The organism is Pseudochrobactrum sp. Wa41.01b-1 (genome assembly GCF_019464455.1).
Lineage (GTDB): Bacteria > Pseudomonadota > Alphaproteobacteria > Rhizobiales > Rhizobiaceae > Pseudochrobactrum > Pseudochrobactrum saccharolyticum.
The window spans coordinates 1,953,401-1,966,294 of the sequence record NZ_CP080493.1; the positions used below are offsets into that span (position 1 = coordinate 1,953,401).

Here is a 12,894-nt window from a genome sequence, read left to right on the forward strand (position 1 = left end):
CCGCCGATGGGAAAGCGGTCAGTTAGTTGGCGCGCGCCAGATGTAGCGCCCGTCGCCTTCCTCATCAGTCCAGAGCGGCAGCGCCCGGCCGATGACGGAATTTGCAGGGATCGATCCGAAGTAACGGCCGTCCAGGCTGTCGCGGACGTCCCAGTTCATGAGGAAAAGTTCACCCTCGGCGATGATGTGGCAGCCCTGCCAGACGGGCAGATCGCGCCCGATCCGGTCGCGCTCCAGCGCATCGCCCATCTCCACGCCATCGACAGTGATGGTGCGGCCGGTACGGCAGACGCGCTGTCCTGGCAGGCCGAGGACACGCTTCAGGAGCGGCACGTCGCGGGCGACGTAGCCACGCTCGACCATGAAGCCCGCGAGCGGTTCGGGCGGCATGATCGCGACCAGCTCCGGCACTTCGATCCGGTCTGCCGGCTCGACGGTGTAGAAACCGAGCGGCGCGCTGGCCGTCGCGTTCCAGATCAGTTTGACTGGCATATCGACCACAGCCGCGGCGGTGATGCCGATGACGGCCAAGGCCGTGACAGAGAGGTATCGAAAGCCCGTCATGGGTCGATCCTCCGGCGTCCGAGCCATGCCGCATGGCGCTCCGGCGAATAGGCGAGCGGCTCCAGACCGGCGCTCAGCCGGTTATGGACATGGCGCCAATGATCGGGCGATGCGTCGGCTGGATCGATGCCGAGCACGTCCACGGCGTCGATTGCGGCCAGCGCGCGCTGGACCTTCACCCAGCCGTTCAGCCGCAGCAGGATCTCGCCGCCCGGCCGCACGAAAGGCAGCGTCTGGAATGGTTCGCCGCGACCGATGACCCGCACGATGTCGAGACGTGAAACGACCGTGCCATGCTCGCCGGCCGCCCATCGCACGAAGGCGAAGATGCTGTTCGGCGCAAAGCCGACGATGCTGCGGCGACGGTCGAGGATCTGCTCAAAGCTCTTGTGGCCGAACCTGATCCAATGCTCGATCTTCTGCTTCTGGAAGGTTAGTTCGACCAGGGTGGTGAATGGCGCTGGCCCGTCCGGCTGCGGACGGCCATGCGCATGGGGGCTCGCTTTGCCGGTCATGACGGGTCTCCCTCGATGGCTGGAAATTCGCGTTCAAGCAGCGCGCGCAGCATGTCGGCGACGGTGATGCCGCGCCGGAAAGCCGCGATCTTGATGCGCCCGCGCAGTTCAGGTGGGACATCGATGGTCAGGCGGGCGGTGTTGACGCTGCCAGCGGCCTTGCCGCCTAGCTGCGGCTCGGCCGCCCTGATCCAGCTTTCAGGATCGCCTGGCCGGGATGCGAAGCCGGATTTGACGGAAGGACGTGTCATAGCGCGCTCCTCCCGATCGCCAGGCAATCGATCTTATCGGTCAGAGCGGCGATGTCCTGCGCGGCCAGCACGCCGCTATCGATCTCGGAGGCGAGCCGCCCCAATTGCGCAGCGGTCGCGAAGGCGACGCGCTGGCCGACCGTGGCGGCGAGCAAGGGCGGGTCGTGATCGGCCAGCGTCTCGGCGGTCTCGCGGGCGATGACGGTGCGGGCGGCACAACGGTTGAGAACGAAGCGTGCGGCGAGCCCGGGCCGATAGATGCGCGCCTCCGTCAGGAGCGCCAGCATCTCGGCGGAGGCCCAGCCGTCAAAAGGCGACGGCTGCACCGGGATCAGCACCAGGTCGGCGGCGAGCAGCGCGGAGCGCATGAGACCGGCGACGCGGGGCGGCCCGTCGATGACGACGTGATCAACGCCACGGGCCAGCTCCGACGCTTCCCGGTGCAGCGTGTCACGGGCAAGACCGATGGTGCTGAATAGCCTCGGCAAGCCTTCGTGGGCACGCCGCTCGGACCAATCGAGCGCGGAGCCTTGCGGGTCGGCGTCGATCAACGTGACCCGCCGTCCCCTCCCGGCCCATGCTCCGGCAAGATGGAGCGCCAGCGTCGTCTTGCCGACGCCACCTTTCTGATTGAGGAGCGCGACGATCATGATTTGGTGCCCCGCTCGGTGGCACCGGCACCACGCCTCGCATGCGCGCGCGTCAAAGAAGAAGAGTTAGATTCTTTGTTAGACTCTAAGTTAGCAGTCGGAATCCCCTTTTCCGGCCAAAGGCTTAACTGGGGTCCGTGCGCCCGAAATCCCGATAGTGCTGCGCCCGAAGTCCCGATACCCTTTGCGCCCGAAGTCACGAGCCTTTCCACAAGGTTATCCACAGACACTGTGGGCAAGTTTTCGGGGCGGATTTGCAGGTATTCGCGCCGCCCCTCGCGAAAGATGTCGAGGCGGTATCCGAGCAGCAATTGCCTCGCGGCGATGCGGCGCAGGTCGAGCGCGAAATCGGAGATCCGCGCCATGGAGCCGGATTTCTGGTGAAGATGCGTGACCTCGAACAGCCAGCCATGCGGCTGGTGTCCGGCATGCTTGCGGGCGACGCGGTAGAGCCAGCGCTCGATACCGCCGGTCAGCCGGAAATAGGCAGGGTCGATCGCTAGCACGAGCGAGCGGTCGATGACGCCGCGATAGAACCAATCGGGCAGGACGAACTCCATGCCCTCGATGCGGCCGTCGCGGGTGGTCAGCTCCTCCCATTCGTTGATCCAGGAAAATTGATGCCGTCGCCAATGCTCGCCCTGGCGGATCGTCGTGCGGATGGAGGTGGACTGGAGACGGATTAGCGCGTTCTTCAGCAGCCGGTATTCGCGCGCGCCTGTGGCGCGGCCGATGGCCATGAGAAGCTGATAAGGCGTGAAGCGGAAGAAGCGTGAGGTGCGCAGGCCGTTGTTCTCGGCCTCGACAAGCTGCGAGGCGGCCCAGATCAGGATGTCGGCGTCCCATATGGTCGCGATGCCGGCGTCCATCCCGCCGAAGACCTCGACGCGGACGCCGCCGGATTCGTAGAGGATCGGCGTCACCCGCTTGGCCTTGGCGAGCGAGAAGAAAGGCCGCTCCATCAGATCGCGCTGGTCGCGCGGCGGCGCATCGCCCGTCGCGACCACGAAGGGGTCGAGGCGGCTGCGCTCGCTGGTCTCGGATGGCGGCGCGGGTCTATTGTCGTCATCGCGCAGCATTCAGCTCTCACCCCGCTCTTGCGGGGTCAGCGGTCGGGCGGGAAACACCGTGCCGGCTGTCTTGTCGCTGGTGGATTTGCGGGCGCCGATGGAGGACCAGGCTTCGAGATCGCCGACGGCATAGAGGACGCGCCCGCCGATCTTCCGATAGGTCGGGCCTGTGCCGTAGGTGCGATGCTTTTCAAGGGTTCGAAGGGAAATGCCGAGGAAGCGCGCGGCCTCCTGTGTGCGCAACAGGCGCGGCGGCATGTCCGCTGTGGGGCGGCTAGCCATGGGATCACCTCTGGTTCGTCAGTGAGCGCCACTTGCCGTTGCGGCAGTGGACTATGGCGAACCATGGCGAAGGATCGGCGGCGGGTAGCGTGCCGCATTTGCGCTTATGCGCTGACGGCACCCCACTGAAGAACCGCCTTGGGGCAGATTAGTTGAGTTAATTCAGGCGCTCGTTGCCTGCCGCATGGATTCGGCGAAGACATTTCCGAGCATTTCTGCTAGGCATGAACGCGAAGCAGTGACGCGCTGCTTCGGGGGCGTAGTAACCCCTGACTAGCGGTTGGTGTCGGCCGTGACGACACCAAACTCCTTGATCCTATGGTCGGGGAGCCTGTGGCGTATGCAACAGGTTCTTCGAACTAAAGGCCATGGGGCCGTCTAGTCACGGTTACTAACTCCCCGATCACCAAGAGTCAGAGAGTATGTTTGCGGGGGCGCACCGCAGACAAAACCTCTTCGAAGGTGGGGAAGGATGATGCCAATATTCGTCAAACTTAATCCGGGCGTAGCCGACGAGGCGCCGATGGGCGAAGACATCACCGCCTATGACGAGCAGCATTTCGTGACGTATCTGCGGCTTCTGGACGCCAGTTCCGAGAACGCTGACTGGAAAGAAGTCGCGCGGATTGTGCTGCACCGCGATCCGGTTGCCGATGCTGAGCGAACGCGCCAATGCTGGGAAAGCCATTTGGCCCGCGCGCAATGGCTCTCTTCGACCGGCTACCGGCGAATTCTGGAGCAAGCGGCGGAATTGGTTAAATCGCGATAGCCTAGAAATATAGCTACAGCTTTTAGAAGAAAGATACGGTTTTTATTCTTCTGTCCTGCAAGGTGCACAGAAGACAAGTTCAGATTTCGTTTGGGGGGAATTGAGCGCACATGACGTTCCAACTTGTGAGCGACGCGCAGAACGAGATGTTTCAATCCTTGCCGGTCTCAGCCTGTCTGGTCGAACGGGAGGCAAGCTACATGGCGGCGAACAGCAGTTACGCCGCGCTCTTCAACGCAAGCCCTGAAAATCTTGTCGGCAAAGCGGTGGCCGATTTCATGCTTCCTGAAGTCGTCTCGAAGATCCATGCCGACTTCCAGGCATTTGATGATGGCGCGGCCGCGGCCTCCGATGAAGTCGTTCTCCTCGGGCGACATTTTTTCGTGTCGATCAACCCCATTCGGCGGAGTGGTCAGTCGGTGGCCGCGCTCGCGACACTGACCGATATCTCTTCCCTGAAAAAGAAGATCGTCGAGCTTGCAACCAGCAACCAGGAGCTTCGGACCGCCAATGCGCGTATCAAGGCGTTGGCTGAAACGGATGCTCTGACGGGCCTGACGAACCGGCGCGGCTTTGAGCGCTTTCTAAATACGGAAATGCGCCGATGCCGGCGGCAGGGGAAACCGATCTCGCTCGCCTTGGTCGATATTGATCACTTCAAGCTCTTCAACGACCGCTATGGGCATATCATGGGGGACGCGACGCTGAAGGACGTAGGCACGGCAATGCTCGGTGCGATCCGGCGGCCTGGTGATTGCGCCGCCCGATATGGCGGCGAAGAGTTCGTGGTTGTCCTGCCGGATACGGACCTGAGCGATGCGGAACATGTTTGCCGCAACATTCAGGAGGCCGTCGCCAGGATCGCCATAACGAATGAGGCCAGTCCGTTTGGACGCCTGACCGTCAGCATCGGCATCGCCGGCGTCGCAACGATTTCCCGCGACCACGACTGGACTGAAGTTCGCGACCTTCTTCTCCAATCCGCCGACGCGGCGCTTTACCACGTCAAGGCTTCGGGGCGGAACGGGGTGAAAGTCTGGCACGACGAGAACATGCGCATAGGCTGATGCAGCGCCCATCGGCACCCCGTCGATCAGCCCAGCTATTCTCGCGTCGACTTGATCGGATAGTGCAACAAGAGCCGATAGCCGCCGCGCATCATCTTGATGCCGTGGGCGACAAGGCGGCGGGCCTTGTTCTTCCGAGGATCGATTTCCCAATCCTCTTTCGCGCCGCGAAAGCCGAGCAGCACTTCGGCGATGGCGCGGTAGCTTTCCCCGCGAAGGCGGGCGTCGAGTGCGCGCAGGGACAGAATATGCCATTCTCTGAGCTGCGCCGGGATGGCGCGGAAGTCTGGTCCAGGGGCGCGGCCTTGCAGCGAACGCCATAACCTGCGCGCGGCGTGGGTCCGAAGTTCCAGATAGGCGTCCATCGGCAAGGTCGCTGCGTAGAAGGCGGCGGCATCCGGCACGGCCTGCGGCAGCCAGAACTGATGCGCGACGCCATCAACCTCCCAAAGACCATGCCAACCGTCTGACGCTTGCCGCAGTTCAAGTCCGTCGAGATGCGCCAGGGCGACAATCGGCTCGGTCTCTCCGTTGTGGTGTTCGACGGGCGACAGCGTGACGGCCTGCGGCTGGAAGCGCGGCGACCAGATCGGGCCGCTCTCAGGCGGTGCGTTTGGATCGTGCGGGAAATCGCCCCCCCCAACGACGCGCAAAAGCGTCGAGGGCTTCGCTCGCCGGCGTTTTGGCTCTCGCGATCGTCTGAAAGTCGTTCAGATAATCGTCGTTGCGACGAAGATATTCCCAAGCAAAACCGGCGACAGGTATACGCTTTACATGAATATAGGCCGCCGGAGAGCGCCAGTCGATACGCAGCATGGCCTCACCTCCCGTTGCCCGGGCGGGACTCAAACAATGCCCGGACAGAGAAGTGTTCCGAAGAACGAACTATCTTTGTAGTTGCAGAATCCAGATAAGTTGAGCGCGTAACGCGATCACTCGTATCGTTAATTTTTCTTTGCGTTGCTTGAACCTACACCTGATTCGACGGGTGCGGCTATTGCATTTACGGCGCTTCCGCCTCCGTGTCAGCGAACGAAGCCGAAGGGCGCCGAACAGCTCGATGAACGCCTGCGCGAGTTGACGGGCTTCCGACTGGACGAGGAAACCCCTTTGCCCCATGCCCACGCCGTGCAGGTGCCAACCATGATGGCGCAGCTTCGGCGCGACTTCCTCATTCATGCGGAAAAGGACGGACAGGAGATTTTCGATGCGCCCGGCGCGGCGGAAAAGGAACTGCTCTGGATTGAGGAATCCAACCAGTGTTTCTATGCCTACAATCACTTCGGCCAGCACCCGGAGCGCCTGATCGGCTGGTTCGATCGCCATATGGACGCAACGTCGAAAACAGCCGGTGAAGCCGGACTCGCGGCAAGCGCCTAGTGCGACAAAACGGCCGCCACTCAAGTAGCGACCGCTCGGCTGTAGACCGAAGAAGCTTTGCGAATGCCAAGCCGACCACTTTTAGTCATGCAGTTTTGTACGCTGAAACAACGGTAAAACTTTTAGCGTGTAGACTTATCGGATGATTTCTTCCGCCAGCTTTTCAACGTAAGCTTGACGGCCCAACTCCTGATACTTGGCGAAATGCCTGTTCACATCGTCGCCGGCAACGTAGCGCAGTTGTTTTTTGCCGTCTGTCGCGGCCTCGTACACGACATCGGCTATCATTTCCGGGGTGGAGAAATAGCTTTGGAAATCAAACTGCGCCATCGACCGTTCAAAGCCGTCCTTATACTCTTCGCCGACAGACCAGATCGCGTTTTCCCCAAACTGTGATTTGATGATCCCCGGCGCGACGGTCTTGATTCCGATGTTGAACAGACCAAGTTCCTGGAACATCCCCTCCGCCCAGCCTTCGATCGCGAATTTTGAGGCGTTGTAGATCGTATTGAATGGCACCGCCATCAATCCTGCCATCGAGGTTGTCGCGATGAACATTCCCTGCTTCCGCGCCTTGAAATGGGGAATGAATGCCTTGGTCACGCGGATCGTGCCCAGCATGTTTGTGTCAAACAGCCGCACGATTTCCGCATCTGTAAGATTTTCGAGCGGGCCGCCCAGGCCATAGCCTGCATTGTTGAAGACAACATCGACCGTCCCCAGTTCCAGCGCCTTGGAAACTGCTTGATCGATCTGTGCCGGATCGGTGACGTCCAATGGAAGCACGGTGACGTTTTCCAGCTTTGCCAGATCGGCTCCCTTGGTCACATCGCGCATCGTGGCGATAACTTTCCAGTCCCGCGACTGAAACAGGGTCGCAGTCGCTTTCCCCAGGCCCGTGGACGCGCCGGTGATAAATATAGTCTTCATCTTCATCTTATTCTTTTCGCTCCATTACTTCATCAAATCGCCGCCGCAATTGAACGATCAAGCTGTGCATTCGTCCCGGCGATGGTCTGCCGTGCAAAGCGGCCGCCACTTGCGTGACGGCCGCCAGCTATGATCAGAGGTTTTCCTTGTAGAAAGGAACCAGCCTCGCCAGCGCCTGTCCGACCGGCTCCGGCTTGTCATAGAGGTCGTAGTGCGACCAGCCTTCGACGACGACCAGTTCCTTTTTCTTCGAGGCCGCGCGCTCGATGATCTCGCAACCATCGCGATAGGCACCGAAGGCGCCGACCTGATCGCCGACGACGACGCAAAGCGGCTGCGTCAGCAGAACTTCGGCCAGATGGAAGGCATCCCAGCCCGCAGCCGCAGCTTGGTGCGACGGAACTGAGCGATTGAGGCCGTTCGGCTTCTGGCCGCGCGGCGTGCGGTAATATTCCGTCGCCTCGAAGGGATCGCGGTCGGTGACGCCGAGGCGCTTGGCCTCTTCCGGCGATGGCGGCAGCAGGTCATCGACCTTGACCGCCTCGCCGCGAGCTTCCGCCGTGCGCTGCTTCGCCATTGCTTCCAGTGCTACAATCGGGTTGAGGGCGGTGAAGTTGCCGCGCATCAGGCGGCCATAGTTAGCGCCGGTGACGGTGCCGACGGCCTTGATGCGGCGTTCCGTCATCGCAGCATTGATCGCGTAACCGCCGCCACCGCAGACGCCGAGCACGCCGATGCGGTCTTCATCGACGTAAGGCAGCGTCACCAGATAGTCGGCGACACGGCGGAAATCCTCGACCGCCTGGGTCGGATCTTCGACGGAACGCGGCTCGCCGCCGCTGGCCCCCTGGAAGCTGCGATCGAAGGCGATGACGACGAAACCTTCCTTTGCCAGCGCCTCGCCATAGACGTTACCGGAGGTCTGGTCCTTGCAGCTTCCGATCGGATGGGCGCTGATGATGGCCGGGTACTTCTTCGACTTGTCGAAGTTTGGCGGGAAATGGATATCGGCGGCGATATCCCAGTACATGTCGTGATTGCGGAATTTCACGGTTTCCATGATGCGGTCTCCTTGGTTTCGAAAACGAGGGGCATTGTCATCGGCCCGCGAACGAGCCGATCTCACTCACATGAAGGCTGGCTTGTCGCCGTCGCTGCCGGGCTTGTTGATGCCGATATTCCGGTTGCCGAGCGCGCCGGGCGCTTCGATCAACTCGACAACAACAGCGGCAACGCTCTTGCGCGCGATTTCGGTGCCCTTGAAGGGCTCGTTGCGTTCGGTGGTCTCGTAATCGACCTCATCGGCATCTGTCAGCCAGGCCGGGCGCAGCACGGCATAATCGAGACCCGATGCCTCGATTAAGTCGGCGGCCTTGCGATACGGTGGGAAATACTCGCCGATCTCGCGGTTGTTCCATACGCCGAACTTGCCCGGCACTTCATCATAAATGCCGAGCGTGGTGCAGAAGATCAGCTTGCGGACGCCGGTCGCCTGCATGGCGGCTATGATGGCTTCGGCCTGCGCATCGACGTCACCGGCGAGATTGGCATAGACGACGTCTTGACCGGCCATGGCGTCCTTTAGCTTGGCGGTGTCGTGAACGTCGCCCTCGATGATGCGGGAATTGGCGGGAACGTCGCGGCCCAACTTCTTCGCATCGCGCAGGAACAGGCTCATGTCGGCATCGCCGCGCCCCGCCAGCATATCGACCACATGCCGGGCGATCTGGCCGCTTGCGCCAAGGATCAGGGTTTTGGTCATGGTTCTATCCTTCATTTTGCTGTCACACGGGGCGGACAGATTGTCATTTTTCATATTTCCTTATAAATAGACGAATGGACGCGAAAGAGAATATAGAATATCTACATTCAATATGAAGCCTGACTTAAAGGTATAACTCATGGACCGAAATCTCCTACCCGCTATCGCCGCCTTTGCGGAAATTGCCCGCGAGGGCAATTTCACCCGCGCGGCCGCCAAACTTGGCATTTCCCCTTCGGGCCTCTCGCAAACAATCAAGGCGCTGGAGGATAAGCTCGGCATCCGCCTGCTGAACAGATCGACCCGCTTCGTCTCGGCCACCGAGGAAGGCCGGGTGCTGCTTACACAGATCGATCCGAGCCTCGCCGCCATCGAACATGCGATCGGCGCGCTCCAGGACACGCGCAACCGCCCGACCGGCGAGGTACGCATCAACAGCTCGCGCATCGCGGCGAGCTACCTCCTTCTGCCGCATCTGGCGGAGTTTCACCGGCGCTATCCCGAGATCCGCCTGGAGATCGTGATCGAGGACGAGTTCGGCGACATCATCCGCGAAGGCTGCGACGCCGGTGTGCGGCTGCGCGAAGACGTCGGCGACGGCATGATCGCTGTGTCGCTCTGCCCGCCGATCTCGCTCGCCGTCATCGGCTCGCCGGCCTATTTCGCGGTCAATCCGGCGCCAGAAAAGCCCTCTGATCTTGCTGACCATAACTGCCTGGGGCTTCGCCTCGGTATGGGCAACACGATCGCGGGCTGGGAGCTAACCAACCCGGAAGACGGCCAAAGCGCTATCCTCCATCCGCAAGGATCGTTCATCGTCAACAATGACGACATGGTTCTCGACGCCGCCCTGCAGGGCGCCGGTCTTGCCATGCACATGGATTTTGCCGTGCGCCGGCATGTCGATTCGGGCGCACTGATCCGGGTTCTGGAAGACTGGTGTCCGCCCTTCGACGGGTTCAATCTCTATCTTCCGTCACGCGAACAGATGGCGCCGAAGCTCCGCGCTGTCGTCGATTTCCTTGTTGAAAGGCGGCGACAATTGCTACAGTAACGTCCGGACGCCAGTCGACGCTGAACTATTTGCCCATGCAAATGACCGTCGAATAACAGATCAACCTATCTTGCTACGATAAAAAACACGAAATTTATCAGCGGGCAGCGCCTTGGCATAGAGCCAGCCTTGCCCAAACTGCACATTGGCATTTTTGAGATACGATTCCTGTTGGGATGTCTCCACGCCTTCAGCGATCAGTGCAAGTTTGAGTTCACGCGCCATGCCGATGATATGGGTTGTCACGATGCTTGGCGCTGAGTCATGCCCAATCGCATCCACAAATGCTTTGTCGATCTTTAGTGCATCAAGAGGCAACCCCTCCAGGAGCGCCAGGCTGGAATAGCCTGTTCCAAAATCGTCGATGGCAATACGGTATCCAGCGGCTCTTGCCTTCTCAATCGCCTTCGTCGCAGCGTCAGCGTTCATAAAGCCTCGTTCCGTCACCTCAAGCCAAATTTGCGACGGTTCAATCCCGACTTTTTCGACGGCCGCAGTCAGGACTGACAGGAAACGTCCGCTCTCCATATCGCGGGCCGGAATGTTAATCGAGATATGCAATTCGGCGTTGTCACGAAGCAATGGCCCCATCTCCGTCGTAACAATTTCGATCACTAAGTCGGTCAACGACGAAACAAGTCCGCTCGCTTCCGCCAGCGGGATGAAATGGTCAGGTGGCATCATCCTGCCGTCGTTCAGGCGCCAGCGCACAAGTGCTTCCGCTGCAACGCAACGTCCGGTCATCAGGTCCATGATTGGCTGGTAATGAACAATGAACTCTCGATTTCGGACTGCCTGTTCGAGCGCCTTTTCGGGGGATAGCTGCAGCCTCGAAACCCAAATAATGATGCCAATAAGGAGCAGAGAAATGGTTACTCCTAGCGGCAGGATGTATCGCCAACTCACCGTTGTTCCGTGCCGGTCACTCCTGACAAATGCAAAAGCGACCAGCCCCTGAACCGGATGGGAAGCAAAGGTATACCGGGTGGCATTGTCTAAATGCCGTCCCGAAATGAGCGATTTAATAACCTCAGGATCAGCGGATGCAGATTGTTCAAGAACCTTCCCTTGATCGGTTGCCACGCCAACGATCATGTCGGTGTAGCCGACCAGATCAATAAATCGTCCGGGAGTTACGAGCACCCCATACTCGCCGTGACGGAGTTCGATCCGTGGCTGGCCTTCGAAAAGAACTGGTTTCTCGGCGAAGTGGATCGAGTACCCTTGCCCCAGATCCATGTCGGCAGGGTGTGCTGGAACCGGTGGTGAAATCAGATCGAGACGTGTGCAGACGAGTTCGTTGTTTCTGAAAAAACCGACATCTTCGATACTATGAGAATCGGCGGCGACCTGGCCCATTTGTTGTCTATGCTCAGGTGAGCAATCGGTGCGCTTAATTGTCTGAGCACGAGTAAGAGCCTGTTTCGCATCGTTCAGCGTCTGCTCGATCCGTATGGCAGTATAGGAAGCATAATCACCGACATAATTCTGCCGAGAAACAATATCTTGTCTTTGCTGGTATTCAGACAAGCCAATCAACGGTAAAACGCTAGCAATAATGGCGAATAGTGTCGCGACGCCTATTATTGATCTTCTACTCATCCAGTCTCAATCTATTTTAAATAGCCCCCAACCCTGACCTATCACATCAAAATCCTTTCGTCCATCACGAGACTATCGTTGTCCTTGCTATGGAGATCGAGCTTATCAGGAGTACGCAATCGACCGAGTGTCGACTTTCCCTTTCCTACTCCGAGCGTTGCGACACCTCTCTCACATCAAGAAAATCATGCGCGTTCCACGAGGAACTCGATCGGGGCTGGCTGGTGGACCGTACCGCTGATGATTTCCGGAGTGAAGCATTCTCTTCAACAACACCCAACACCGACGCAGGGCGCCCCGGAAGGCGACCGGATCAGGCTGCCTGCCTGGTCCGCATGTCCGTTCCGGCGCTTATTGGCTGCCGGAAAAGCAGAAGGCCCCGGCCTGTCAGCCGGAGCCTTGTTCCGCCCTTTAGTCGCCGCGGCCACTGATGGGGCGAGACCAAATCAGTGAGAAACTCTCGCTGTCTTCGTCGTCGAAGAGGTTGGCGTAGATCGGAGCGTTGAAGCTCGGATCGTCGAGCTTGAGGCCCCAATAGTCGCGGCCTTCGTTGGAGCGCTTGGACCAAGCGGCGCCGATTTCGGCGTGGCCAACCAGAACCCTGTGGCTGGGGGCGTTTCGCCGGTGGCGCGCAGGTCGGGGGACGATGCGCACGCCCTTGGCGGCGAAGGCAGTGGCATCTGCGTAGGACATGGGTTCCGGCTCCTGTCTCTGGGAGGCGGGGGACCATCCCCCCGTGCGACAGGCGCCCGAAGTGTCTGACCGGATCTGCAATCACCCCGTGTGTTTGGCTCGTCCGAATCCGCGGGGCGGCACGCTCGCGTAAGCCGACCCCTCTGGGGTTGATTGATGAAGAAACGGATCAGACCAAGGTTAGCGAATGGAAGCGGGAGTGGTTCTTCGCATCTGACAGGCGCCGGAAACCCGTCGCAGAAGCCATTGCCGCGCCAGTCTCTTCTCCATCTCGGAGTCATCCAGGTCGGGGACGGAAACAGTAC

17 protein-coding genes are annotated in these 12,894 nt (G+C 60.1%); 4 read left to right on the top strand and 13 right to left on the bottom strand.

Annotation, left to right across the window (positions count from 1 at the left end):
* Positions 1-18: 18 nt before the first annotated feature.
* From K1X45_RS09070 to K1X45_RS09095, 6 genes are read right to left on the bottom strand one after another with little or no spacing between them, the layout of a single operon-like run.
* Positions 19-564, bottom strand: a complete 546-nt coding sequence (locus K1X45_RS09070) for a S26 family signal peptidase (protein ID WP_220158636.1) — start codon at positions 562-564, stop codon at positions 19-21.
* Entirely contained in the window at positions 561-1,079 is a 519-nt protein-coding gene (locus tag K1X45_RS09075) for a DUF2840 domain-containing protein (protein ID WP_220158637.1), read from the bottom strand. The genes K1X45_RS09070 and K1X45_RS09075 overlap by 4 nt, the downstream gene beginning before the upstream one ends.
* Positions 1,076-1,330 (bottom strand): hypothetical protein, encoded by a 255-nt coding sequence (locus tag K1X45_RS09080; RefSeq protein WP_220158638.1) that lies wholly within the window; start codon positions 1,328-1,330, stop codon positions 1,076-1,078. The genes K1X45_RS09075 and K1X45_RS09080 overlap by 4 nt, the downstream gene beginning before the upstream one ends.
* Positions 1,327-1,980 (bottom strand): ParA family partition ATPase, encoded by a 654-nt coding sequence (parA, locus tag K1X45_RS09085; protein ID WP_220158639.1) that lies wholly within the window; start codon positions 1,978-1,980, stop codon positions 1,327-1,329. Before parA ends, K1X45_RS09080 begins: the two co-directional genes overlap by 4 nt.
* The gene (locus K1X45_RS09090) at positions 1,977-3,059 is read right to left on the bottom strand and encodes a replication initiator protein A (protein WP_220158640.1); all 1,083 of its coding nucleotides are present in this window, start codon (positions 3,057-3,059) and stop codon (positions 1,977-1,979) included. The genes parA and K1X45_RS09090 overlap by 4 nt, the downstream gene beginning before the upstream one ends.
* Positions 3,060-3,332 (bottom strand): AlpA family transcriptional regulator, encoded by a 273-nt coding sequence (locus K1X45_RS09095; RefSeq protein WP_220158641.1) that lies wholly within the window; start codon positions 3,330-3,332, stop codon positions 3,060-3,062.
* Positions 3,333-3,807: 475 nt separating this feature from the next.
* Between K1X45_RS09095 and K1X45_RS09100 the strand changes: the two genes are divergently transcribed.
* Positions 3,808-4,101 carry a DNA -binding domain-containing protein gene (locus K1X45_RS09100; RefSeq protein WP_220160442.1) on the top strand — a complete coding sequence of 98 codons (294 nt, stop codon included), beginning with the start codon at positions 3,808-3,810 and terminating at the stop codon, positions 4,099-4,101.
* Positions 4,102-4,211: 110 nt separating this feature from the next.
* On the top strand, positions 4,212-5,168 hold the full coding sequence (locus K1X45_RS09105) for a GGDEF domain-containing protein (protein ID WP_220158642.1): 957 nt from the start codon (positions 4,212-4,214) through the stop codon (positions 5,166-5,168).
* A 35-nt stretch (positions 5,169-5,203) separates the two neighbouring features.
* On the opposite strand, the gene K1X45_RS09110 is transcribed toward K1X45_RS09105, so the two are convergent.
* The gene (locus K1X45_RS09110; RefSeq protein ID WP_255560951.1) at positions 5,204-5,683 is read right to left on the bottom strand and encodes a DUF2285 domain-containing protein; all 480 of its coding nucleotides are present in this window, start codon (positions 5,681-5,683) and stop codon (positions 5,204-5,206) included.
* Positions 5,684-5,768: 85 nt separating this feature from the next.
* Positions 5,769-5,984: a transcriptional regulator domain-containing protein gene (locus K1X45_RS09115; protein WP_220158643.1), complete on the bottom strand. Its 216-nt coding sequence runs from the start codon at positions 5,982-5,984 to the stop codon at positions 5,769-5,771.
* Between the two features lie 327 nt (positions 5,985-6,311).
* On the opposite strand from K1X45_RS09115, the gene K1X45_RS09120 reads away from it, so the two are divergent.
* Positions 6,312-6,548: a hypothetical protein gene (locus K1X45_RS09120; protein WP_220158644.1), complete on the top strand. Its 237-nt coding sequence runs from the start codon at positions 6,312-6,314 to the stop codon at positions 6,546-6,548.
* Between the two features lie 135 nt (positions 6,549-6,683).
* On the opposite strand, the gene K1X45_RS09125 is transcribed toward K1X45_RS09120, so the two are convergent.
* The 3 genes from K1X45_RS09125 to K1X45_RS09135 form a co-directional block, all read right to left on the bottom strand.
* Complete coding sequence (locus tag K1X45_RS09125) at positions 6,684-7,484, bottom strand: SDR family oxidoreductase (RefSeq protein WP_220158645.1); 801 nt, start codon at positions 7,482-7,484, stop codon at positions 6,684-6,686.
* Positions 7,485-7,611: 127 nt separating this feature from the next.
* A complete protein-coding gene (locus tag K1X45_RS09130; protein ID WP_220158646.1) occupies positions 7,612-8,538 on the bottom strand; it encodes an alpha/beta hydrolase in 927 nt (308 codons plus the stop codon).
* Between the two features lie 66 nt (positions 8,539-8,604).
* Positions 8,605-9,240, bottom strand: a complete 636-nt coding sequence (locus tag K1X45_RS09135) for an SDR family oxidoreductase (protein WP_220158647.1) — start codon at positions 9,238-9,240, stop codon at positions 8,605-8,607.
* Between the two features lie 139 nt (positions 9,241-9,379).
* On the opposite strand from K1X45_RS09135, the gene K1X45_RS09140 reads away from it, so the two are divergent.
* Positions 9,380-10,294, top strand: a complete 915-nt coding sequence (locus K1X45_RS09140) for a LysR family transcriptional regulator (protein WP_220158648.1) — start codon at positions 9,380-9,382, stop codon at positions 10,292-10,294.
* 60 nt (positions 10,295-10,354) lie between these two features.
* On the opposite strand, the gene K1X45_RS09145 is transcribed toward K1X45_RS09140, so the two are convergent.
* Both K1X45_RS09145 and K1X45_RS09150 read right to left on the bottom strand, forming a co-directional pair.
* A complete protein-coding gene (locus K1X45_RS09145) occupies positions 10,355-11,896 on the bottom strand; it encodes an EAL domain-containing protein (protein ID WP_220158649.1) in 1,542 nt (513 codons plus the stop codon).
* Between the two features lie 411 nt (positions 11,897-12,307).
* A complete protein-coding gene (locus K1X45_RS09150; RefSeq protein ID WP_370627009.1) occupies positions 12,308-12,589 on the bottom strand; it encodes a DUF736 domain-containing protein in 282 nt (93 codons plus the stop codon).
* Positions 12,590-12,894 lie beyond the last annotated feature (305 nt).

What these genes read in the sequence shown, in the direction of transcription:
- K1X45_RS09115 (WP_220158643.1), bottom strand. Translation starts at nt 5,984, where the DNA reads ATGCTGCGTATCGACTGGCGCTCTCCGGCGGCCTATATTCATGTAAAG.
- parA (WP_220158639.1), bottom strand. Translation starts at nt 1,980, where the DNA reads ATGATCGTCGCGCTCCTCAATCAGAAAGGTGGCGTCGGCAAGACGACG.
- K1X45_RS09075 (WP_220158637.1), bottom strand. Translation starts at nt 1,079, where the DNA reads ATGACCGGCAAAGCGAGCCCCCATGCGCATGGCCGTCCGCAGCCGGAC.
- K1X45_RS09145 (WP_220158649.1), bottom strand. Translation starts at nt 11,896, where the DNA reads ATGAGTAGAAGATCAATAATAGGCGTCGCGACACTATTCGCCATTATT.
- K1X45_RS09080 (WP_220158638.1), bottom strand. Translation starts at nt 1,330, where the DNA reads ATGACACGTCCTTCCGTCAAATCCGGCTTCGCATCCCGGCCAGGCGAT.
- K1X45_RS09070 (WP_220158636.1), bottom strand. Translation starts at nt 564, where the DNA reads ATGACGGGCTTTCGATACCTCTCTGTCACGGCCTTGGCCGTCATCGGC.
- K1X45_RS09105 (WP_220158642.1), top strand. Translation starts at nt 4,212, where the DNA reads ATGACGTTCCAACTTGTGAGCGACGCGCAGAACGAGATGTTTCAATCC.
- K1X45_RS09100 (WP_220160442.1), top strand. Translation starts at nt 3,808, where the DNA reads ATGCCAATATTCGTCAAACTTAATCCGGGCGTAGCCGACGAGGCGCCG.
- K1X45_RS09095 (WP_220158641.1), bottom strand. Translation starts at nt 3,332, where the DNA reads ATGGCTAGCCGCCCCACAGCGGACATGCCGCCGCGCCTGTTGCGCACA.
- K1X45_RS09130 (WP_220158646.1), bottom strand. Translation starts at nt 8,538, where the DNA reads ATGGAAACCGTGAAATTCCGCAATCACGACATGTACTGGGATATCGCC.
- K1X45_RS09120 (WP_220158644.1), top strand. Translation starts at nt 6,312, where the DNA reads ATGATGGCGCAGCTTCGGCGCGACTTCCTCATTCATGCGGAAAAGGAC.
- K1X45_RS09140 (WP_220158648.1), top strand. Translation starts at nt 9,380, where the DNA reads ATGGACCGAAATCTCCTACCCGCTATCGCCGCCTTTGCGGAAATTGCC.
- K1X45_RS09090 (WP_220158640.1), bottom strand. Translation starts at nt 3,059, where the DNA reads ATGCTGCGCGATGACGACAATAGACCCGCGCCGCCATCCGAGACCAGC.
- K1X45_RS09135 (WP_220158647.1), bottom strand. Translation starts at nt 9,240, where the DNA reads ATGACCAAAACCCTGATCCTTGGCGCAAGCGGCCAGATCGCCCGGCAT.
- K1X45_RS09150 (WP_370627009.1), bottom strand. Translation starts at nt 12,589, where the DNA reads ATGTCCTACGCAGATGCCACTGCCTTCGCCGCCAAGGGCGTGCGCATC.
- K1X45_RS09125 (WP_220158645.1), bottom strand. Translation starts at nt 7,484, where the DNA reads ATGAAGATGAAGACTATATTTATCACCGGCGCGTCCACGGGCCTGGGG.